Annotated in this window: 15 protein-coding genes; all 15 read right to left on the minus strand. The window is 45.2% G+C overall.

Annotated elements, in window-relative coordinates; genetic code table 11:
• Window positions 1–7: 7 nt before the first annotated feature.
• Window positions 8–1,822: a beta-L-arabinofuranosidase domain-containing protein gene (locus V8Q34_RS09530; RefSeq protein WP_335835312.1), complete on the minus strand. Its 1,815-nt coding sequence runs from the start codon at window positions 1,820–1,822 to the stop codon at window positions 8–10.
• 486 nt (window positions 1,823–2,308) lie between these two features.
• Window positions 2,309–2,539: an HPr family phosphocarrier protein gene (locus V8Q34_RS09535; RefSeq protein WP_335835313.1), complete on the minus strand. Its 231-nt coding sequence runs from the start codon at window positions 2,537–2,539 to the stop codon at window positions 2,309–2,311.
• Window positions 2,540–2,689: 150 nt separating this feature from the next.
• Window positions 2,690–4,105, minus strand: a complete 1,416-nt coding sequence (locus V8Q34_RS09540; protein WP_227211198.1) for an MFS transporter — start codon at window positions 4,103–4,105, stop codon at window positions 2,690–2,692.
• Between the two features lies 1 nt (window position 4,106).
• Complete coding sequence (locus V8Q34_RS09545; protein ID WP_033141908.1) at window positions 4,107–4,973, minus strand: helix-turn-helix transcriptional regulator; 867 nt, start codon at window positions 4,971–4,973, stop codon at window positions 4,107–4,109.
• Window positions 4,974–4,977: 4 nt separating this feature from the next.
• On the minus strand, window positions 4,978–7,347 hold the full coding sequence (locus V8Q34_RS09550) for a hypothetical protein (RefSeq protein WP_335835314.1): 2,370 nt from the start codon (window positions 7,345–7,347) through the stop codon (window positions 4,978–4,980).
• Window positions 7,348–7,503: 156 nt separating this feature from the next.
• Window positions 7,504–7,731, minus strand: a complete 228-nt coding sequence (locus tag V8Q34_RS09555) for an HPr family phosphocarrier protein (protein WP_335835315.1) — start codon at window positions 7,729–7,731, stop codon at window positions 7,504–7,506.
• Window positions 7,732–7,916: 185 nt separating this feature from the next.
• Entirely contained in the window at window positions 7,917–9,131 is a 1,215-nt protein-coding gene (locus tag V8Q34_RS09560) for an ABC transporter substrate-binding protein (RefSeq protein ID WP_033141907.1), read from the minus strand.
• Window positions 9,132–9,143: 12 nt separating this feature from the next.
• Window positions 9,144–10,667, minus strand: a complete 1,524-nt coding sequence (locus V8Q34_RS09565) for a response regulator transcription factor (RefSeq protein ID WP_335835316.1) — start codon at window positions 10,665–10,667, stop codon at window positions 9,144–9,146.
• Window positions 10,664–12,487, minus strand: coding sequence for a sensor histidine kinase (locus V8Q34_RS09570; RefSeq protein WP_335835317.1), 1,824 nt, complete (start codon window positions 12,485–12,487; stop codon window positions 10,664–10,666). Before V8Q34_RS09570 ends, V8Q34_RS09565 begins: the two co-directional genes overlap by 4 nt.
• 177 nt (window positions 12,488–12,664) lie before the next feature.
• Window positions 12,665–15,382 (minus strand): EAL domain-containing protein, encoded by a 2,718-nt coding sequence (locus V8Q34_RS09575; protein WP_148392283.1) that lies wholly within the window; start codon window positions 15,380–15,382, stop codon window positions 12,665–12,667.
• A gap of 91 nt (window positions 15,383–15,473) precedes the next feature.
• On the minus strand, window positions 15,474–16,865 hold the full coding sequence (locus V8Q34_RS09580; protein ID WP_033141903.1) for a GntR family transcriptional regulator: 1,392 nt from the start codon (window positions 16,863–16,865) through the stop codon (window positions 15,474–15,476).
• 169 nt (window positions 16,866–17,034) lie between these two features.
• Complete coding sequence (locus V8Q34_RS09585; protein ID WP_335835318.1) at window positions 17,035–17,901, minus strand: EamA family transporter; 867 nt, start codon at window positions 17,899–17,901, stop codon at window positions 17,035–17,037.
• Window positions 17,902–18,117: 216 nt separating this feature from the next.
• A complete protein-coding gene (locus tag V8Q34_RS09590; RefSeq protein ID WP_103731580.1) occupies window positions 18,118–19,056 on the minus strand; it encodes an AraC family transcriptional regulator in 939 nt (312 codons plus the stop codon).
• A gap of 96 nt (window positions 19,057–19,152) precedes the next feature.
• Window positions 19,153–20,676: a CoA-acylating methylmalonate-semialdehyde dehydrogenase gene (locus V8Q34_RS09595; RefSeq protein ID WP_033141900.1), complete on the minus strand. Its 1,524-nt coding sequence runs from the start codon at window positions 20,674–20,676 to the stop codon at window positions 19,153–19,155.
• A 160-nt stretch (window positions 20,677–20,836) separates the two neighbouring features.
• Window positions 20,837–22,531 (minus strand): adenine deaminase, encoded by a 1,695-nt coding sequence (gene ade / locus V8Q34_RS09600; RefSeq protein WP_033141899.1) that lies wholly within the window; start codon window positions 22,529–22,531, stop codon window positions 20,837–20,839.
• Between the last annotated feature and the right edge of the window lie 60 nt (window positions 22,532–22,591).

Genomic DNA, 22,591 nt, shown 5'->3' on the forward strand with positions numbered 1-22,591 from the left:
ACAATTCTCATATGACAGGAAAATAAACTGTATACTGTTCTTCGCATATTTCATAAAGATACTTAAACACGATATTCTCCTTCTGGCCTTTTGTAATAAAACTATTTCTCCAGAACCCCCACTCCCTTTCAGCAAAAGGTACTAATAATTCATCTGGCCGAATCTGCCCGCTATGAATTGTTACTTCCTTGTCCGTTAACCCCGCTAAAAGAATCGGTCCTTCCCGAAAGGCATATAATTCGCTGCCCTTCAATCTCACTGCCTCTATTGCAAAACTGATATCAAAAGTAATCTTCTGGCCGTGCCATTCCTCAATCAGTGTCACATACCCATTTTCTGCCCTATTCTCTACTTTTCTACCATCTATTGAACACTTCATTCCTTTCGCCCAATATGGCACTCGTAATGTGATTGGATAACAGCCTCCATCTGCTGTTATATGGAAACGCCAAAATTTTGGCCTATGTATTTCTTCTTCCAAATGGTCACGTTTTAAAATCACTGTCTTTTCATTTTCTTCCCAAATAGCATCTATATACTGGTTGATAATAATCCCTTTATCCCTTTTATAAAAAATATAATTTTGAAAAGTTGCACATGCCTGTACTGCGGAGCCATGACAACAAAAGAAATCATTTTTCTCGGAAGCCCACGGCTTCTTAGCACCTGGTCCAAGAGGAAGAAAATATGTCACAACCGTCTTTTTATATCCTGCTCCATAACTTAAATGATGCCCGTAATCGCTATTATAACCTTTGTAAAAGCACTGGGCCATTGTCCCATTATAGAGATTAACTTCAATATAATCCTGATATTTCACATCTCCTGTAGCCCGATACAAATAATCTGCAAGTCTTATCATGTTATAAACAGTGCAATGCTCCTGGTTTTTGTATCCATACCGAGCTCCCATGTTCTCAGGCATCCAGATTTCTCCCAGAGTCTGTCCGCCAGTTGCTAATACACCACGCTTTTCTACTGCCAGCATCCAATATTTTTCCATCCGGTCATAATAACGCTTGTCACCAGTCACCTCAAAGGCTCTGCAAAGACCGTGTATTTCAGGAATTGTTGTATTTGCGTGAGTATTAGTCAAAATATCCTCATCGGCCATCATGCGATCGAACAAACGGCTTCTTTCATAACGTTTCATAAGTTCTAAGTGTTTTGGATCTTTGCTTAAACTATAAAGGTCTGCAAAAGCCTCCATCATGCCTCCGGTTTCGCATTCTAATATGTCCTGCATTTTTTCTTCGCTAAACTGCCCGCTCCACTTATAGAACCATTCGGCAAAATTTGCAGCAATCTCATACGCCTGTTTATTATCCATTATTCGCGCAACGTCAATAAGACCCATGAAAGTCTTGTGAATGTTATAATGGGGTGCCCAAACCGTTTTTCCTTCTGCAACCCATTGCAGGTATTTTTCCGGAATCCCCGCTGCCCACCCGTTCCCATTACGTTCCTGACATTCAGCCAATTTTCCTATGATATATTCAATTTTCCCTTTCAGTCTCGGCTCCTCTTTTAACTTGTACATATAAGCCGCTGCTGACAACCAATGCCCCAGAAAATGTCCCCTTAGCTGACTGGTAGGGTCCTCCCAGCCTTTATGGTAATCCGTTTTGTCCCACAGCCCCCACATGTACGGAATATCAGTGTCCTCTTCACCTAGTATCCCTGCTTCATGCAAATGGTTCTGTAACAGATATTCTACTTTTAAGCTCAACAGATACTCCATATCCAACTGGCTTTTTGTGTAAAAAGGAGTTGCGGATAATAACTTTACATTTTCATACCGTTGTAATACACTCTGTTTCATAACTAAAACCCTCCTGTTTTTTAATAATTCACAAACTCTAAAAGGCAGAAACTATTATTTTCATTCAAACGCTAACCTTGTATTCACTCTAACCTGCAAGTTTAAGATATGTCAACTCAATTTGCATTTTGTTACATAACTGTCTATTTTATTACTATATTTTTTATTTTATTTTCATTCTTTAACAAATAAATATAATCCATATGAGTCAATGCATTTAGTTTTCAAGCCATAAAAAACCAAAGAATTGCCTGTAGATTGTAAAATCCTTTGCCGTATTGATTATTACATAAAAATTTTTTAAGTGTTTAAATAATTAAAAAGGCACAACAGAACTTTACGTTATGCTGTACCTTTTTTCTTGTTATCTTTTATCATGTGAAAGAATTTCAGAGATGTGACATTTTCTGCTCTTCATAAAGCAGTATAGAATATTAGGATAATAAAATAGACACTAAAACATTATCCTATAGAATTTAACGCTATTCATGATACTATATATCTCTTAATATTTTCCTCTAATACTTTTGTATCATCTGAATAAACGGATAATCTCACCTTCTTTCCGACCCCCAATCCCAAAACACCAAGTATTGATTTTGCGTCAACCACAAAGTGACCATAACTTAAGTCAATATCTTCGGAACATCTGGTCATCTCAGAAACAAAATCTACTGCATCCTTTTCTGTATTTAATACAACTTCTAAAATTTTCATTCGTTTTTTCCTCTTTTTGTATATTGTACGGCATGCTAATCTTCCAAAAGATTTGCTGCCATCTCCAAGTAGATCAGATTCTCAGATTCTGTTGATTCCACTTCCTTCCAGCTTCTTGTGTTGGCTGCTCAGCAAAAGTACCATACCAGATCATACTTCTTGCACAAGTCTATTTTTATGAACTGTATTACGGTGCCTGTTATCCGTATCTGTGATTTTTTCTCTCCTGTTAGCCAATTCTTCCAAAACAACGCTCTCGTTTTTCTCGAATCTGTAATAAAATATCATAATGACCGCACCTATGATGAAAAATGCAGCCGGCAGGTAAGAGAAACCGGTCTTCATCGCTGCCAGTGCAGTCGCCGACTGCTTCTGATTTGCAACATACCCAAAATGCTGCATCAGCTTCAGCGGTACAAAATCTCCCAATCCGGTACCTACCTGAAGTCCCACTGCACTTCCCACTGCGGTCAAAAAGCCGCTGGCTCTCACTCCGTTTTTATATTCACCGTAATCCACGGTGTCAGACAGCATGGCAAAGGGCATGGACACCGCAATCCCGGTTCCGATACTTGTGATCACCCAGGCAATCACGATCACTGTAAAATTTCTTCCTGCAATACCTAAGGATATCTGACCTACAGCAGCGATAAAGAATCCAAGAATCATAATACAGGTTTTTGATAATCTTCGTGCCAGAAATGGAATGGCCGCAACTCCGATCATCTGTGTCAACACCAATGCGTTCAGAATAGAAACATAATTCTCATTTTCCAGATAATAACGGGAATAATAGATCAGGGAAGAGGTTCTGGTTGAGTTGCCCAGCCAATAAAAAGCACTTCCCAACACCACGATAACCCACGGCCAGTTTGACCTGAGCGCCTTGAAGCTGTCTCTGATTGGAAGACTTTTAGCAGTCTTTGCATTTACTTCTCTCGTATTCCTGAATGCATAGAAAAACATACATACCGAAATAGCTGTGTATAGCAGCACGGTCAGTGAGAATCCCTGCTGTCTGTTGCCTCTGCCCAGCACGGATACCAGTGTCAGGGTAAATGTCGCCGTTACAAAATATCCTATGTTTCCTCCAATCATTCTAAAAGAATTCAGCTTTGTCCTCTCATAGGACTCATTACTTAAATTGGGCAGAATGGCCGTTATAGGTGTAGAAATACCGGTATAGAGGATGCTTGCGGTCAGATAAGTGAATGCCGCGTAAGCAACTCTGGAGTTTCCCGACAAATGCGGTGTAAAGAAAGTAAGACACATAAACACCCCAAAAGGTATTGCCAGCCTTGCAAACCATGGACGGCTCTTGCCGTATACTGATCTTGTTTTATCAATTGCCAGCCCCCACAGCGGAACAGTAGCGGTATTGAGAATCCGGACAAACAGAGCGATTATGGCTGCTGTTCCGATAGAAAGCCCGAATACATCTGTGTGGTAAAAATTAATAAAGCTGGTCAGAGTACAGTACAATAGGTTTCCTGCCGCATCTGTACCCGCGTACGCGATTCTGTTTTTTAAAGACAGGCCGTTGCTGTTTGTTTTTGTATTACTCATTTTAAATGTGCTCCTCATACTTTTTTCTGTAATTCTGCGGAGAAATACCCATACGTTTCTTGAAACAGTTGGAAAAATATATCTCTGAATTGAAACCAACCATCTTGGCGATTGTCCCTATCCCATATTCGGAACGAAGCAGATATTGTTTCGCATATTCCATCCGCATTTCCATCAAAACCTCCATTGGTGTTTTCCCATAAGCCGCCTTCATCACTTTTGCCAGGTAATTACTGTGCAGATGGAAGACCTCTGATAAAAGTTGATTTGATACAGGCTGTCCTAAATTATTCTCTAAATACATATAGATCTGTTCTGCCAGCACCGTACTTCTATCCTTATACATACCCAGACTTTCAATGAATTTCAAAAATCTCAAAAACAGCTCTTCCGTCTTCCATATATATTCTTTACCGGAAGTTGTACTGTCCAGCAGGTTATGAAACAGTCCAAACAGCATGGCCGGCTCTTTGATCAACGCATGCTTCGGCAGATGAAGCGTGTAAGAACATTGATGGTAGTGTAATTCCGGTATAGGCAGATTGGAAATAAACCGGCTCGCTCTTCTGCTCTGCCTCCACTGCGCCGTTGTATAAAAATGCAGCCAATAGAATTCCGTATCCTCCTGACACGGTCTCCATGAAAAATGATGTCTGTCAGGTAATAAGATAAACAGTTCATTTTCCTTTACCACATATTGAGAGTCATCTTCAGAGAGAAATAACTTCCCCTTCTTCACCGCAATCAGGTCAAAGTATCCTAGATTCCTTCTGTTTATATGATTCTGGCCTTTTTTCATCATCCGATAGTTTCCCTCTATAAAATCGGGAAATGGCGGAACCGAAATAGAGATAATATCATCTGACATATAGTTACCTTCTTATCTGTAATACAACACTTCTCCCGTCTCCCTGGCGCTCTAACAAAGTCATACCATCTTCTGATATATAATAAAAGTCCCTGCTATATGGTGCGAAGCTGGTAATTTTATATCCTGTCTCTGTCTCTTCATAACTGCCATTTATCACACGTAAGGTTCCTTTGTTATTTATGATGAATGTCTTCTGTCCAAAGCTGTCAAGATATGCTGTCATCTCTTCGCCCATATCCCAGTCAGGTGTCTGGTCATCACTGTCGAATAACCTGGCAAAAATACCGCCGTCCCTATAGAAAGCAGCCTGTCCAAAACGGTCTCTGGATAAGTCCGGACGATTGATGTGCGGCCCGGCAACAGCATAGGTGGAAACAGCCATCCCCTTTTTTAAGGGGGTTACAGCCGTTGCATGCGTATCATAACAGTATAGTACACCTGCAGTGGCCCGGTAGCTTCCTTCCAGGAATTCTGTATTTTGTAAATAGGAGAAGACTTTATATGCTGCGGCTGCCGTCAGGCCACCCCACAGGGAGTGGGTCATATAAGACAGGGCTTCCCACCAGCGATCCGGATTCTGTGCCCGAAAATCATTGGAGTATCCTATATTTGCCAGCAGAAGCTCACCGTATTTTTCCGCACTCTCCCGCTTTTTGCTTACGCTCAGAGCGCCGGCAGCAGGTCCGAATCCCGCGTTATCATAAAAATGCTCTGTAATTGCCGCTGCATAAGAATCTGCCCCCCGGTGGACCCTGTCCATCATCTTATCCCACAGGGATTGTATTGTCTGCAGTTTTTCTGTCAGCTCTTTTTCTTTGAGTTTTATGAGCAGATCCTCAAAATACAGGAAATAGACACCCAGCATCTGTGATTCCTCTTTTCCCCGTTCATCTTCATGCAAATCCGGATTCACCCTTAACTCAAAGACATCCGCTGCCCACTCCAGATACGTGTCTGCTGTATACAGCTCCAGAATCTGATCATCAAATTCTGACAGCAGATAGAACAAATGTCCTATGTATTCAAAATCCATGCACCGATAGAAGTCTCCGTATAATTTACGGGGTTTTTTTAAATCTCCGTCCTTAAACCATTTTGGCCGCACATATTCCACTGCGCTTTTTTCTACCTTCCTGACCTGATCCACATCCAGGGAACCTAAAAGATTTTTCTTCAGTACGAGATTCAGTTTTCCAAGAGATTCCCCTTGGTTGGATACCGGCTTAAAAGCAAAGGGCGGATTCCCCTCTTTTCCCTCATAAAGTTCATCACAAATATATGCCACGCGTTCGTCTATGACCCTATCCAGCTTATCCATGACATTCATTACCACAAAATCTTTTGTGCCATCTGAAAACTTAATGACTGCTTTATGCTCTCCCAATGCTGTTGGTTTGTATGAGAGATGATACATTTCTCCTTCATACTTTACTTCAATGGACAAACTCTTTACTGTGTCATTTTCTTTAAAAAGTGCCTCAGCTGAGAGGATTTTCAGAGATTCCGAAACTTCAACGGTCAATCTTGCAGTCTCACCGATTATATTAAGCGGCGTATAATCCACTTTAGGATGATTCAGTTTCAAGCCCTTTTCCAGAAACTCTTCCTGATTTCTGTTGATACTTACGACATATTTCCACGTCCTGTCTTCTTCTGCTTTCAGCATAAAGCCATCTTTTTTATATATCCAATCCTTGTTTTGGAAACCTTCCGGATATCCGCCTGCGAAATATAGTTTATGGAACAACATTCCATCCAGAGAAGGGGAAACGTTTTCAAAAAACAAATTTTCATAATCACAGTAAGTACCGATGGATAAGGCTTCGCCTTCAACCTGATAGAATCCCAGATTTCCTCCCCGGTTGTCCCGGCGCACTGCATTTAATTTCGTATAATTGTCAGATATGGAGGAGAATACCGCTGCGGAATTATGTATATTTCTGAGTACCTCTTTGTCCCTGAACATCACATAGGCAAATGAGATCCACACCCCAAAATCTGAGATCCAGATATCTTTTTTCTCCTGGTTTACTAAATGGATGGTCCAGTGAAGCTCCCCGTCATTCTTTCCCATGTCGTAAATCATCATGATCTTCATGTTTCCAAAATCATATGTAACTGTGATTTCTGCACCTTCCTTTTCAATCACAGGAGAGAACTCACGGCTGTTACGCTGTTTACCATCTGCCGTAATATCAAAATATCCAAATAACTTATCTGCATCCTGATATCCGGCCTGCGATAAATATGCTTCTTCAATGACCCAGTTCATTTTATACGGGTCATCTTTCATGGTTAATTTTGAAATGTATCCCTTTTCTGATATCATCATTTCCAAACTTTTATTTTCTATTTTTATATCATGTTTCATGGAACGCCTCCTTTTCTTAATGTAAATTTATCACCTTCTTTTTCCATAAACAATATGGATATCCAGCCAAAACTTAAGAAATTTCACACGAATCACTACGCATAAAACCTCTCTGAGGAATCCTTTCCCCCGAGAGGTCTCATAATTGATCTTCTGTCACGATGCGATATATCCCCTAATACTTTCTACCAATGTCTTTGTATCATCTGAATAAACAGATAACCTTACCTTCTTTCCAACGCCTATTCCCAGAACGCCAAGTATAGATTTTGCGTCAACTGAATAATGACCATAGCTTAAGTCTACATGTTCCGGAAATGCAGTTATTTTTGAAACAAAGTCAACTGCATCTTTTTCTGAGTTTAACATAACCTCTAAAATCATTTGTATTTTCTCCTTTAACTATCTGCATGTTTTCTGTTCTTGTTTTTTCATTCTTTTGTATCTGCAACTTTATTTGTTATCTAAAATATAACTAAAAACCTTTCTGTCTTACAGTATAAAAGATTAAACAGGGTGGAAATTCTTCAACTGAATTTCCACCCTGTCCATGTTCTGCATCTATTTCTTTATTGTTTCAGCGCTTCCTGTATTCTGCTGCACACATCCTCCGGTGTGCTCACTCCCGTAATGATCTCATACTGTCCTTCTGATAACTGCTCTGACAGAACTGACCAGTTTTCAAAACTGGTCCTTGAGATGCAGTTTTCCATCTGCTCCAGTATGATCCCGTATTCCGGCTTAGCTTTTAAAAACAATTTTGCCACATCTTTTCTGGGAGGCAGAGAGTTCGCTCTCAGATTTGCATTCAGCATTGTGTCAATCTGGCTGTAATATTTTAAAAACGCAACGCTTCCCTCTTTGTTTTTCCCTTTCAGCACTGCTATGTTCTCTCCTCCACGGACACCCATATATCGTTGGTCCCCGGGAAATGCTGCAACGCCGTAGTTGATGCCAGCATCATCCAGAGCAGGAAATACCCATGGCCCGTTTTCCATCATGGCACATTCTCCTGCAATAAAGGTCCTTGCCACGTCATTCTGTGACCAGTTTACACATTCCCTGGACATCATGCCCTGTTCCACCATATTCTGTATGAACTGAAATGCCCTTTTTGTCCCTTCCCCGCCTGCCTGGTCCAGCTCATCACCGGCTGACAGCATAAAAGAAGCAAACTGGAAAGCACTCTGCTCCCCGCTGACAGCAGACATGGCAAACCCGTACCTGCCCTCCTCTGTAAGACTTCCGGCAGCCGTCTCAAGCTGTTCCCAATTCTCGGGAACAGCAATCTTCTTCTGTTCCAGAATGTCTTTGTTATAGATCAAAGCCACATTGTTGCAGCAAAAAGGAAGTCCGTAATAGCGTCCCTCATACTCCACAGATTCCATGGCATTTGGAAAATACTGATCTAAATCCTCTATCTCCTTTACTGCCTCTGTAATATCCTCCAGCTTATCCATACTGACATAGGAGGGCATATCAGGATTGTCGATGATCACCATATCAGGAAGCTGGTTCTGGGTGATTCCGATTGCCAGTCTTTTGCTGAATTCCGTCACTGGCCCGTGATATTCCCATGTGAGGTGATACTGCTCCTGAGAGGCATTAAATCCATCTGCCAGTTCATCCATGGATGTCCTCTGTTTCTCAGTCTCGTAATAACTCCAGAGTACCAGTTCTTCCCGCTCTTTTTTCTCACCGTCTTCCACCCTGATGCCCTCCGCGGAACATCCAGCCAGGCAGAGGGCACAAAAGACAAGAACCATACTTCGTATACCTTTCATGCATCTTACCTCCTAATTCATCTGCCTGTATTCACCGGGCGATACGCCTGTCTCTTCTTTAAATACCCTCTGGAAATATTTAGGATCATTGTACCCGGTGGCTTTTGCGATCTCGTAAATTTTCATATCCGTTCCTTTTAACAGACGCTTGGCATGGCTCATGCGGAACTGCTTCAGAAAACTGGAGAATGTGATTCCCATCTCCCTGTTAAAAAGGGTACTCAGATATTCGGGTGTGATCTCCAGGACCCGGGAAACTTCCTCCTGCGTAAGGCCCTCCTGATAGTGCTCCCTTATATAATTGATAGCTTTTTTGATCACGTAATTGCTGATATCCTCCCGCTTTACCCTGGTGCTGGTGATGAGCTGGATAACATCCCTGTACGCATTCTCCAATTCATGCCAGGTGACCGCTGCCTCTATATTCCGGATCAGATTCGCACTTTTCAGATGCTCAAAAAGTGCTCTGTCTATGTCCTCCAGGGTATCTCCGATCATATAGTAATTCTTTACAAAAGCCCTGCGGATATCATCCGCATCAAAATGCCCATCCTTCATATAGCGCAGAAATTCCTCTGCCCCTTCCTTTTCTTTTTCCGGATTTCCCTGACAGACAGCATTGCGAATGCGTGTATAAATCTCAGCGGGGGGCAGAAAGGGGGCGGGGTGATATGCTTTCACATCCTCCCTGGTAAGCCATCCCTTTTGGTTCCATATGAGGGAGCAAAAAATAAGATCATTCAGGTTCTGTGCTGTTTTCTTCAGATCTCTCAGACTTTGGAACGCCTGTCTGGTCCAGATTGGCCGCTCCTCCTTATCCTGCCAGTGGAAAATCAGTCTGTTATAAAAAGATTTTTCCAGGTCCGAAATCCTTTCAAATCCCCATTCTGCGCAGGCCAGAATATAGAACTCCTGCAGGTTTTCCATATAAAAAGCGTACCATTTTATCTCCCGGTACTTCTCTCTCAGCTCTTCCAGGGCTTTCTCTGCCTGTTCTCTGTAGGAAGCCGGTGCGGAACCTATGTACCCGGCAAAGAGAATGTATTGGGCCTGTTCTGCCAGACCACATACCTTCTCCAATATGTCATACTGTTTTTCCTCCTCCTGCTCTTCCCCGAAGATCAGATTTCTCAGATGCACCTCAGGACTGCCCTTGGTAAGCTGTTCCTTTTTTATTTTTTCTTCAATTTTTTCCAGCATATCCTGCACGTCATCCACTGCCAGAGGTTTCAGCAGATAATCATCCACCCCATACTGTATAGCTTTTTTAGCGTACCCAAATTCGGAATATCCGCTCAGGATAACTGCATGTACCGGTATTTTCTGTTCATAAAGACGTCGGATCATCTCCAGGCCGTCCATTTTCGGCATACGGATATCTGTGATCACAAGATCCGGTTTAAAACGGAGAACCAGGTCAAGTCCTTCCTCCCCATCGGAAGCCTCCCCCAGAACAATATGGTCTGTCAGTGATTCTATCAGTTTTCCCATACCTTCCCGAATTTTTATCTCATCCTCCACGATTATGATCCTCATTGTCTCCACTCCTTATCCCGTACCGGTATTTTCAGTGTAATAATAGTTCCTATATCCTGTATACTCTTTACATCCCATGAAACATCTTCACCGTAATACATACGCATTCGGGCAAATGCATTGTTCAGGCCGATGCTCCTGCCGTCATCCCGGACCGCCTTCTCAGGATCATTAAAGGTATCAGCCATACCGTGCGGCATTCCCTTTCCGTTATCTTCTATGATGATATCCAGCTCTTTCTTGTCCTCTGACACGATAATATCAACCCGCAGGATTCCTCCGCCCTCAATGCCCTTGAACCCGTGCAGGATTGCATTTTCCACAAAAGGCTGGATGAGAAGCTTGTGGATCCTGATATTTTTTGCCTCTTCACTTACATATATCTCACAGATAAAAGCATTGTTGAACCGCATTTTCTGAAGGCTGACATATTTTTCCAGCCAGTCTGCCATCTCCGAGATGGTCACCATCTGGTTGCTTTTATTTATGCTGTACCGGAGAATGATCCCCAGGTTGCGCAGCATTTTGCTAATCTCATATTCTTGCTTTTCAATCGCCATCCAGTTGATGGAATCCAGCGTATTGTACAGAAAATGCGGATTGATCTGAGCCTCCAGCGCCCGTATCTCCGCGTCTTTCTGCTTCTGTGTGATCTCAGTTACTTCTGTGATCAGATTCTTGACTTTTCCTGTCATGGTATTGAAATTGTCCGCGATCTGTCCCATCTCATCCTCAGTATCCACATGCACCTGAACATCCAGATTACCGCTCTGCACCTGCTGGATTCCCCCTACAATACTCCTTGTGGACCGCTCTATAAGACTAACCGTATAACGTATGAGCAAAATAGAGGCGGCAAACAAAAGCGCACCGATAAAAATGGTCAGAAACTGGATCCTTGTCACATCACGCAGCATATAATCCCTGTCATATGCATTATAAAAGATCCATCCCAGCTGCTTGTCCTCGTAACGGTTCACAGCAATATTTTTTCCTTTCAGCTCCCCTGTGTTCTTCACAAAATCCTTGATGGTCTTATTTGTGCTGATGGCTATGCCGGAGTAAAAGGAGTTGGGATAAGTGAGCACATTACCCATGCGGTCTGTGATAAAATTAACCGCATAAATTTCCGATTCTTTTTCTGTCTGCCCCGTGCTGCACACTGCATTTAAGACAGATTCATTGACACTGGTCACCACTGAGGCAATGGGACCCTTCTGGATATCTTTAAAGTCATACATCTGCTTTGCTATGTGGAAGATCCGTTCCTCCTGGTTTCCCCGAACAAAACGCTGGGTAGGTGATATGATCATATTTGTGGCATCCTGTGCCTGACGGTATGGCTCTATGGATGTCATATCCTCATAACTTTCCCAGAGATTATCCACAGCGGATGCCATACCGAAATCATATGTAATATCCTGTCCGTCCGGCAGGATAATACTGATACACTCAATCCCATTGACGGAAGTTCCGTACTGCTGCAGTTTATCACAGATTTCCCGGTAGATACGCGCCTTAACCTCTGAATCCTCTGCCTCATAAACCTTGATTCCTTCAATAATCTGGTTATCCGCATAGATCTGGTAGACAAGATTCGTGTAAATATCCAGGGTTAGATTCGTCCTCTCTGATATCTGGGCAAGCTGGTTCACCATAAGGGTGTCTACCTTTTCTTTTATGTTGTTTACAATGACATAGAGCATTAAAATCTGTGCCACCAGAAGCGGTATGACGGATGCAAGTATGAAGGTATATAAAATCTTCCGGCCTAATTTTTGGTTTTTGAACCATTTTAGAAATCCATTTCTACGTTTCATGATTACTTTTAGTTACCTCTTCCTTTTTGCTGAGATTGAGATTCTAATTATATTATACTTAATATGCGCCCATTAGACAAGAAGAGATATTTTTGAGAATCATACTTCCCTCAGCATTGCCGGAACCGGCCGCTGCAAAAAAAAGCCTGCAAAGCAGTTCGCTTTACAGACCTATTTTTATTTTTCACTATCTGTTGTTTTCAAAAAACGTTCCTCATATTCCTTCATAGGCACAGGTTTACTGAATAGGAATCCCTGGACCGAATCCACGCCGCAGGAGCGCAGTGTCATAAACTGTTCCTCTGTCTCAATGCCCTCCGCAACCATATGGACACCAAGGTCATGGCAGACACCGGAAATGAGGCCCACAATGGTTTTGGTTTTCGGATTGACGGCTATATTGTCGATCATACTCTTATCCAGCTTGAGCACGTCAAAGTCAATCTCAGACAAAAGGGCAAGGTTGGCATACTCTGTGCCGAAATCATCAATGGCAACCGCAAATCCCGCATTGTGCAGATTTGTGATCAGAGACTTAATATCAAGCCCCTCCACATCATGTATCTTCTCGGTAACTTCTATCTCCAGATACTCCGGTGAGATGTCATATTTTGTACAGATGCCTGTCAGATGCTCCACAAAGGAAGACTGTATCAGGGATGAGATGGAAAAGTTTACAGACACCGGAAATGCCTGTTTTCCCTGATTGATCCAGTCTTTCAGTTTTACACAGACAAATTCAAACACATAGAAATCGATCAGGCTGATAGACTCATTTTCCTCCAGCAGCGGCAGAAAATTCCCGGGAAGCATCAGGGTATCGGATTTGGAGCGGTATCGGATCAAAGCCTCCGCGCCCACGGCCATACGGTCTGATGAGGAAACCTTTGGCTGGAGATATACCTCGAACCGGTTTTGCTGTATCTCCTCCATCAGAATACCGGGATCTGCAAGATGAAGGACTTCATCGCTGTGATGCCGGTAACGCTGTGAGACAGGATTCTGCCGGTAAAATTCCTTCTTATCCTCATACATTCTGGCATCCGCTTCCGCAATGATCTCTTTTAAGCTGCTGACCGTTTCTGTCCACCGGGAACCAATGGCCGCCCGGTAATGCGGTTCTTTCTGGAACTGTGCCCTCAGTTCACGAAGCTTGCTGTGGAAGACATCCTTCTCTATCCCCGGGCAGATGATCACAAACTCATCACCGCCGATGCGGTAAAAATCAGCGCCTTCAAATACCTGCTTCATCCGTCTGGCACACTCGACCAATACCGTATCCCCAAACTCATGCCCGTACTGGTCATTGATGTCCTTTAATCCGTTCACATCCAGGTACACGATTCCTGCCGGGCTGTCCGTGTGTGTCATGGCATTGGTATCCTCAATGTAACGGTTTCTGTTGTAAAAAGAAGTGAGCGTATCAAAATAACTCAGCCGCGAAAGCTCCTTCTGGCTCTGCGCATTACTGCGCGCAAGCAGCAGAAAATAGCACAGGGTCTGCAGCTGTGATGCAATACTGACAATCTGCCCTGCCGGCGGATTGTCAACGACCAGACAGCCAAGCAGTGTCCCGCCCTTTTCAAGGGGCGCTGCCACCAAACTGGTGATCGCATGTTCCCGCAAAAGCCTGTATTCTGCCGTATTCGTATCCCCAAGCTGATTCACGTTTTGGATAATGACACATTCCTTCCTGTTAAAATAAGGGATCCAGCGTTCAATCAGGGAAACCGGAATCCCCTGCAGCCGCTCCCTATGGGAAATGATTCCATCCGCACACCATTCCAAACGGGCATACATCCTATCCTCTTTGATATCTATAATATAGACACGGTCCGCATGCAGAAAACTTCCGAACTTCTCCAGAACCTGTGCTGAAGTTTTAATGATATCCTTCTGCTGATACAGCATGCTCACGCAGTCTGTCACCAGTTTCTCCGCCTCCAGGGTAAATTTCAAAAACAGCTTCTCCTGTTCCGCCTTCGTGGTATCAAAAGCAATCTCCATTCTGGCAGGCCGCCCGTTCCATTCCAGCAGACGGTCCTTCAGAATATAGTGGCGCCCGGTTATGGGGTTGTCATGCTCCCATGTATAATTTTCACCTTCCCTCAGGATCGGTGTGGTGCAGAATTCACAGGGTGCGTCCTTTCCCTGGAGGACACGGTAACATTTCTTCCCTTCCAGGGAATCCACATGAAAGATTTCCATGCCGGCCTGGTTTAAAAACAATAGATCATAATTTTCAATGTCTGTAATGTACATGAGCTCAGAAATGTCATTCATGGGTGCCTGCAGATTCTCCTCCTGCCTGGAGAGCTGTTCTTTCTTTTTCCGGTTTTCATCCTCTGCTTTCTCAAGCTCCCTCTGGCGCTCTGCCTGCCTTGCGTTATATATATAGATCAAAATGACAAGAATGATAAATGCAAAGTTCAGGATCAGCAGGCTCACTGCAGCGGATCGGACTCTTTTTTCGGAATACTGTTCAGCCGCCGCCACAGTCCTGTCCGCCAGTGCAAAGAATGTCTCGCTGTCATCAAAGAGAATTTCAGCACCCTCTCCGGCCCGGACAAGGTAAATCTCTTCTTTCAGGTCTTTCCACTCTCTCTGCATTTCAACGATCAGCTCCTGAAATGCATCACTGTTCAGGCGTGTGAGTCCCACATCCCCCTCCCCTGTCTGCAGTTCTTTTAAGATACCATCAATTTTTTCCACCAGGGAATCATTTTGCTGACCGTTCAGTTCCTGCTTAACCAGGCGCTGGGTAGCCCCCCGCACAACACCTGCATAGTTGATCACTTTCGCATTTCCCTGAAGATTGTAAATGTAAAAGAAAGAAACCAAACTGGATATCAGCAGCGCTATTGTTAAAATGATAGGAAATATTTTCTTTTGCATAGAACTCCCCCTTATATCCCGTATCTGTTTCGATTCCGGTCCTGTGCCAGACAATTCTGAATGCAAAGCTGCAGGGATATAAAAACCACTTTCATTCCTCCCGGAAAGGAAATTTAGAATAAAAGAATTTCATTCTGTTCTCTATAAATATCTGCCACTGTTCCGCAAACGCATCAAAGTCATCCGTCCGCAGATCTTTTTCCTGGCGGTCGATAAACCCGGTATAATCCGCGTCAAGCTGTCCGGTTCCCATCAGTACCGCAGATAAAATATAGCCCCATGTGTTCAGCTCCCTGAGTTTATCATAGCATTCCCGGATGATCGCAGAGGGACATTCCGCGGAGATAAAGCTCAGAAGCACATCAATGAAAAGAATACTGCTGGTTTTTCCGCGCAGTTTTGTGATTGACCGCAGGAATTCCTCCCTCTTTCTTTTCGTGACGGATTCCATGGTAAAGAGTGTCACGCTGCGGACTGTCATAGCCAAAATCTGCATACCTTCTCCGTGAAGCCGCATATTTTCACGGATTTCCGATATCTTCATAACCTCCATACCCACGGGTTCCAGGCAGACCTTTGTCCCGATTCCCATATAGGTTCTGGTCACACCCAGAGAATGGAGTACATCCAGTGTTCTCCGGACTGTGCTTAAAGATACCTGGTACTGCTCCGCCATTTTGGGCAGGGAGGGCAGATAGCTGCCGACTGGATAACGCTCCCATAAAATCTCACGGATGATCACAGACGCCAGCGTATACCGCACCTGGGGCCGCCGACGGTAAATCGTCCACGAAAATGGGATCTGCCTGACGTTTTCCAAATGATATGCTTCACCGGCATGTGCGATGAATTCCAGCACTTCATTCTGTATACTGTCAAAATAGTCATCAAACTCTGACTTCAGCCCCTGCATATTTGTCTCCGGCAAAGTTTCGCCTGCGGCTAAAACCGGTATATCCGTATCTCTTTTCGGATATAGAAAATTGAGATAGCGCAGGCACTGCCAGTAAAGATTTAAAAGCAGATCATTGTGAAAAGTGCGCAGAACCTCAAAATACAGCTTTACAGGTATGGGAACCGTTTGGTCCGTAACTGTATCATGGTTCTCATTTAAATTTCCCCGGATATCCGTTTCCAGATTATGCACCCCAATCTTCCACATCGGGAAAAACAAAAGTTCACCTGCATATTCAAAATCCAGGATTCCCTCTTTGCGGGGCACAAAATATTTTGCGGCATTCTCCCTGAAGGTTTCTTCGGTTCCCTGATATACCACCCTTGCCACTTTCCGCTCTTCGGTTTCTATATAACCGTTTTTTTCCAGTTTATCCAGTGCCATCTGAATCGTATTACGCCCCAGCCGAAATGAGGCACAGATTTTCGGCACTGACAACAACTGTTCCCCATATCTGTATACGCCAAAGAGGATACGGGATTCATAATATTCATAGATCAGTTCGTTAAGTCCGCTGTTTTTTTTCATTCCTGTCCTCCCTGTAAACATTAACCCTGTTCATGTTAGGTAATACCCTGATTGTAACACTATTTACATTGCCACGCAATAAATTGCATACATTTCTTCGTTAAAATTCATAATTACAGAAAGAAAAGACAACCACCCGTAAACGAGGATTGTCTTAAGTCCAAAAGCCTTACAGGACCGCCAGCATAACCGTCCCCGCAGTGATCAGCACCACACCTGCCCCTGCCTTTTTTGAAAGTTTTTCATGGAACACGATCCAGGAAAAAGCGATCGTCACAAGGATACTCAGCTTGTCAATGGGAACCACCACACTTGCCGCCCCATCCTGCAAAGCCCGGTAATAGCACAGCCAGGACGCCCCTGTAGCAAGCCCTGACAACACAATAAAGAAAAGTTCATTCCTCCGTATCTTCCTAATCTCATGCTGTCTTCCTGTGACAAAGACCATGATCCAGGCCATAAAAAGGACAACTGTTGTCCTGATCGCCGTTCCCAGGTTGGAGTCCACGCCTGTGATCCCTATTTTTCCCAGAATGGCTGTCAGACTTGCAAACACAGCCGACAGAGAAGCAAATACGATCCAGCTTCCGCCACCCCGTCCGCTGCCGTCCGCTGCCTCTTTTTTTGAGATCATCAGCATGGTACCTGCGCCGACTAAAAAAACAGCAGCTATTTTTGCAGGCGTCACCCCCTCATGAAGGAAAATGAATGCCAGCAGTATGGTAAGGACTGTGCTGGACTTATCAATGGGGACCACTTTATTGATATCCCCTGTCTGCAGGGCGCGGAAATAGCAGAGCCAGGATGCCCCTGTAGCAAGCCCGGACAGTATAAGAAACAGCATGGTCTTCCCGGTGATCTGTCCGATTCCCGCCCATGCGTCTGTCAAAAATACCATAAGCCAGGAGAATATCAGTACCACAACGGTTCTTATAGCTGTCGCCACATTAGAATCCGTCTCCCGGATACCGCATTTTGCCAGAATCGATGTGATTCCCGCAAAAAATGAAGACCCTACTGCATATACTATCCACATGATCTCTGCACCTCTCTGTCCGTATCATATATTTCAACCATTTCAGTCGATTCCGTTGATTTTATTCCTAATTATTACCATAACAGGTGTACAGCGCTCTGTAAAGGCATAGATATAATATATATTTATATAGAGGAAGGGACCCGGCTGTCAGCCAGCCAGGCCCCGTTATGATGAAGTTTTTGTTCTTCACAAGTATCATTTTAGTACAGTTTTTCATAAAAAACTATCCGATTCCTGCCTTAATTTAGCAATATCCTGCCATCTGCGGCGATACTCCGTGGGGGTACATCCGGTATAACCGCGGAAGACTTTTCCGAAATAGCTGCTGCTTCCCAGGCCGCAGGCATGGCTGACTGCTGTGATGGTATCCCTGCCTTTTGCCAGCATCTTACAGGCCATCTGCAGACGAAAGTTCTGCAGATACTCCACAGGCGACATATGAAGGCAGTCCCGGAAGACACGGTAACACTCCCGTTCACTGGAAAAGGCAGCAGCCGCCAGCTCTGCCACCGTAATCTTTTCCGGGTAGTGCTCATGGATATAGATCATCATCATTTTAATCTTGTCATCCGAGCTTCCGGCCTCTCTTTCTTCCTGCAGAAGCGGGGCAGATACTGACAGGAGCCTGACCCATATGTCTGAGAGCACTTCGCGCAGTTTGATCTCATATGCCCACTCCTGTTCCGAGAGGGAAAACGAGCGGCGAAGCAGCGCGAGAACCTCTTCCTGCGCCGGGTCTCCTGGATAAAATGCCATGATCTCCAACTGGGAGGCCGCCACAACAGGAAGGACAAATTTCTTCTCTATCCTGCTCCCCGGTTCCCCGGCGATGAAAGAAGGGTCGAAAATATGGATGAGCTGTACATTCCGCTCTCCTTCTGACCCGGCTCTCGTCATGTGCAGCACATTGGAGTTCACCATTCCTCCGGAACCGGCAGGAAACACGGTCTTCCCTTTGGGTGTATTGTATTCCAGCACACCGCTTTCCACGTAAAATAATTCCACGGTCTTGTGCCAATGCCAGGGCACAAAACGTCCTATGTATTTGTCCAGCTCCGCCCGGGAGGCAATGTAAGGAAAATCAGGAGCAAACCCCGGAAGTCTCTCTTCCTTGCTCCCTGAACGAAATTCTATGTTCGTTATATCCTTCACTTCTGCATCACCTCCTCGTTCGCAAAACGGTCCGCAGGAATCTTCCTGCGAACCGTGTCACTGATTTATTTACCATTTGGGTGCTGTGATTCAGCCTTACATGCTGCCGCCTACGGATCCCTCCCAGGTATCCACCTCTTTTGCCTTTTTCTCTTCCTCGTCGAACCAATGGGTGGTGACTGCTTTTATCTCAGTAAAGAAGCGAACACCGTCCTTGCCCAGACAGTGCAGATCGCCGAAGAAGCTGTCCTTGTGGCCGCTGAAGGAGAAGATGCCCGCCGGAACCGGGATTCCCACATTGATTCCCACCATTCCGCCGTCTGTGCGGCGCGCAAACTCCCTGCTGTAATAACCGCTCTGGGTATAAATAACACTTCCGTTGGCAAACGGATTGCGGTTCATCATTTCCAGGCCCTCTTCAAAATCTTTGCAGCGCTTCACAGCCAGAACCGGTCCGAAGATTTCCTGCCGGCCAATCGCCATATCCTCTGTCACATGGTCAAATATGGTGGGGCCTAAGTAGAATCCGTTCTCATAGCCGGGCACTTTGATGCCGCGTCCGTCCAGGACCAGTTCTGCACCCTCTTCCACACCTTTTTCAATCCATTTCTCTACCTTTGCTTTATGGGCAGCGTCCACCACCGGACCCAAATCCGTTGTCTTATCATAGGCAGGGCCTACTTTCAGTTCACCTGCGAATTTTATAAGCAGCTCTACCAGCTTGTCCGCTATGCTTTCCTGGGCAACCACCACGGGAAGGGCCATACAGCGCTCTCCGGCACAGCCAAAAGCGGAATTGATGATTCCTCTTGCGGTGCGCTCAAGAGCCGCGTCTTCCAGCACCAGGGCATGGTTCTTTGCCTCTGTCTGGGCCTGGACGCGTTTGCCATTGGCAGCCGCAATGCCGTAGATATGTTTTCCCACACCTGTGGTTCCTACAAAGCAGATTCCCTTCACATCAGGATGGGTCAAAAACTGCTCGGATTCCTGTCTGGTACAGGTGACAATATTAAGCACACCATCCGGAAGTCCTGCCTCCTGCCAAAGCTCTGCGCAGCGCAGCGCGGTCAGCGGTGTTTTGGAAGCCGCTTTGATGACAATGGTATTGCCGGTAGCGATACAGATCGGCGTCATCCAGCCCATGGGAATCATACCCGGGAAATTAAAGGGAGCGATTCCCGCAAATACGCCCAGAGGCTCCCGGTAGCTGACGGTGTCATATCCCTTGGAGGTATCCATCATGGATTCTCCCATCATGAGCGTCGGCGTTCCGCAGGCCAGTTCCACAGGTTCCTTCACCTTGGCAATATCACCGGCAGACTCCTTCCAGTTCTTTCCGTGCTCTCTCGCACAGCACTCTGTCAGCTCATCCCAGTGCTGATCCAGCAGATCCCGGAATTTGTAGAGTACCTGTACTCTTTTCATCACCGGGGTATCACGCCAGGCCGGAAATGCCTTTTTCGCGCATTCTATGGCATATGCCACTTCCTCTGTGGTACAGCTTGGTATTTCTGCCTGCACCTCACCGGTACTTGGATTATACACTGGCGTGTATTTGCCTGATTTCGTATCCAGCCACTGTCCCCCTGCCAGGTATTTCATTCTTTTCACTTCGCCCATTTCTTACCTCCTTGTTCTGGTTTATCTGTCAGCATAGTTCTCTTTCAGGATAGTTCTATTATAAAAGATTGCCTTCGTCAGTTCAACTCATTTCTCTTGTGATCAGGCATTTTTTTTATGCAGAACTCACAGGCCCTGCTGTATCTGCCCGCAATTTACGTCAGCGGTAAAAGGTACTGTCTGTCACGGAATATATCCCTCTGGGCGTGATCCGGATCTCCGGAATGACCGGAAGCGCCATAAAGGACAGGGCAATAAAGGGATCCATTCCCCCCGGCACACCCATTTCATGGGCTTTCCGGATCATCCTCTCCAGCTTTTCATTGGCCTTTTCAAATCCCATGTCCGTCATCAGCCCCATGATGGGAAGCTCCAGTGTCTCATAGACCTGATGCTTCTCTATAAGGGTATACCCGCCCTGCGTCCGGATCAGTTCCCTGACAGCCAGCTCCATATCTTCATCATTATCCCCGATCACGATGATGTTATGAGAATCATGGGAGACACTGGATGCTGCGGCTCCGCATCTGAGCCCGAAGCCCTTTACAAAGCCCACACCTGTCATTCCCGTTCCTCTGTGTCTTTCAACCACAGCGATTTTCTGCAGGATGCCGTTTCCCTCCAGATCATCTTGGCAGATATCTGTTACTGTGATGTCTCTTGTGGTGATCTGCCCTTCCTCCATCCGGATGACATGGCAGGGGACGGAACCGGTGTATTTCAGTTTTTCTTTTGTAAATCCTTTTACATGCACAGTGTTTTTCAGCTCTTTTGGACAGGAGTGGACCGGACAGGCATTTTCTGCTTCCACCTTTTGTCCTTTAAAATAGACTTCCAGGACATTGACCCCCTTAAGGTCCTCCAGCACCAGAAGGTCTGCCTGAAAGCCCGGGGCCACTGCTCCCAGACGCTGCAGTCCGTAGCACCTGGCTGGCTGGATCGTGGCCATCCGGATGGCGCGGATAGGAGAGATGCCGAGGGCAATGGCCTTTCTCACATTGTAATTGATATGTCCTTCCCTCCTGATATCCTCTATATGCTTATCATCCGTACAGAAACAGAAGCCTTCTGTGCTCATATGGTTCTCCACAATCCCCTGAACAATGTCCTGCAGATTTCTGGCGGCACTGCCCTCACGGATGTGAACCGTCATTCCGTTTCTTTGCTCTCTCACCGCATAGGCGTATGCGGAGCACTCGTGATCTGTGGAAATGCCCGCCATAACGTATGCCTGCAGGTCCGGCTCTTCAAGAAACGGCGCATGTCCGTCCCGCACTTTCCCGTCAAACAGACACAGTTTTTCGTGCATATGGGGGCTTCCCTCCACCACGGAGATGTAGTCCATGACCTCCCCCAGTCCCAGGATCCGTTTGTTCTTGAGATAGGGCTTCATCATTTCCGCTGTGATCGTACACGCATTGTCATCAATCCCCGTAGCCGGTACGCAGGACGGCATCATAACAAAGACATTGGCGGATACCTCCTCTGTCTCCCTTAATATATAGTCGATTCCGGCCAGACCGGCCACATTGGCAGACTCATGAGGGTCCACAATAAAGGAAGTCGTTCCGCACAGGGCGGCCTGGGAGATCAGTTCCTTCGGCGTCACCAGCGTAGATTCCAGATGCAGGTGGCTGTCAATGAACCCTGGGCATACATATTTTCCCTCCAGATCCGTCTCACGGATTCCTTCGTATGTGCCGATCCCGGCGATCATACCGTCCGCCACAGCGATATCCCCCTCAAGGATCTCCTCTGTAAAAACATTGACAATCTTTGCATTCTTCAGGACAAAATCTGCTTTTTTCAGTCCGCGGGCAATATCAGAACACTTTTGATATCTTTCTAATTTCACACTATCATCTCCTATATTCCACTCATCAGAAACGGGAAAAACCAAATTGGATGCCTTTTT

The organism is Blautia sp. JLR.GB0024 (assembly GCF_037000545.1).
GTDB lineage: Bacteria > Bacillota > Clostridia > Lachnospirales > Lachnospiraceae > Blautia > Blautia celeris.

What these genes read in the sequence shown, in the direction of transcription:
- V8Q34_RS09530 (WP_335835312.1), bottom strand. Translation starts at nt 1,822, where the DNA reads ATGAAACAGAGTGTATTACAACGGTATGAAAATGTAAAGTTATTATCC.
- V8Q34_RS09535 (WP_335835313.1), bottom strand. Translation starts at nt 2,539, where the DNA reads ATGAAAATTTTAGAAGTTGTATTAAATACAGAAAAGGATGCAGTAGAT.
- V8Q34_RS09540 (WP_227211198.1), bottom strand. Translation starts at nt 4,105, where the DNA reads ATGAGTAATACAAAAACAAACAGCAACGGCCTGTCTTTAAAAAACAGA.
- V8Q34_RS09545 (WP_033141908.1), bottom strand. Translation starts at nt 4,973, where the DNA reads ATGTCAGATGATATTATCTCTATTTCGGTTCCGCCATTTCCCGATTTT.
- V8Q34_RS09550 (WP_335835314.1), bottom strand. Translation starts at nt 7,347, where the DNA reads ATGAAACATGATATAAAAATAGAAAATAAAAGTTTGGAAATGATGATA.
- V8Q34_RS09555 (WP_335835315.1), bottom strand. Translation starts at nt 7,731, where the DNA reads ATGATTTTAGAGGTTATGTTAAACTCAGAAAAAGATGCAGTTGACTTT.
- V8Q34_RS09560 (WP_033141907.1), bottom strand. Translation starts at nt 9,131, where the DNA reads ATGAAAGGTATACGAAGTATGGTTCTTGTCTTTTGTGCCCTCTGCCTG.
- V8Q34_RS09565 (WP_335835316.1), bottom strand. Translation starts at nt 10,667, where the DNA reads ATGAGGATCATAATCGTGGAGGATGAGATAAAAATTCGGGAAGGTATG.
- V8Q34_RS09570 (WP_335835317.1), bottom strand. Translation starts at nt 12,487, where the DNA reads ATGAAACGTAGAAATGGATTTCTAAAATGGTTCAAAAACCAAAAATTA.
- V8Q34_RS09575 (WP_148392283.1), bottom strand. Translation starts at nt 15,382, where the DNA reads ATGCAAAAGAAAATATTTCCTATCATTTTAACAATAGCGCTGCTGATA.
- V8Q34_RS09580 (WP_033141903.1), bottom strand. Translation starts at nt 16,865, where the DNA reads ATGAAAAAAAACAGCGGACTTAACGAACTGATCTATGAATATTATGAA.
- V8Q34_RS09585 (WP_335835318.1), bottom strand. Translation starts at nt 17,901, where the DNA reads ATGTGGATAGTATATGCAGTAGGGTCTTCATTTTTTGCGGGAATCACA.
- V8Q34_RS09595 (WP_033141900.1), bottom strand. Translation starts at nt 20,676, where the DNA reads ATGGGCGAAGTGAAAAGAATGAAATACCTGGCAGGGGGACAGTGGCTG.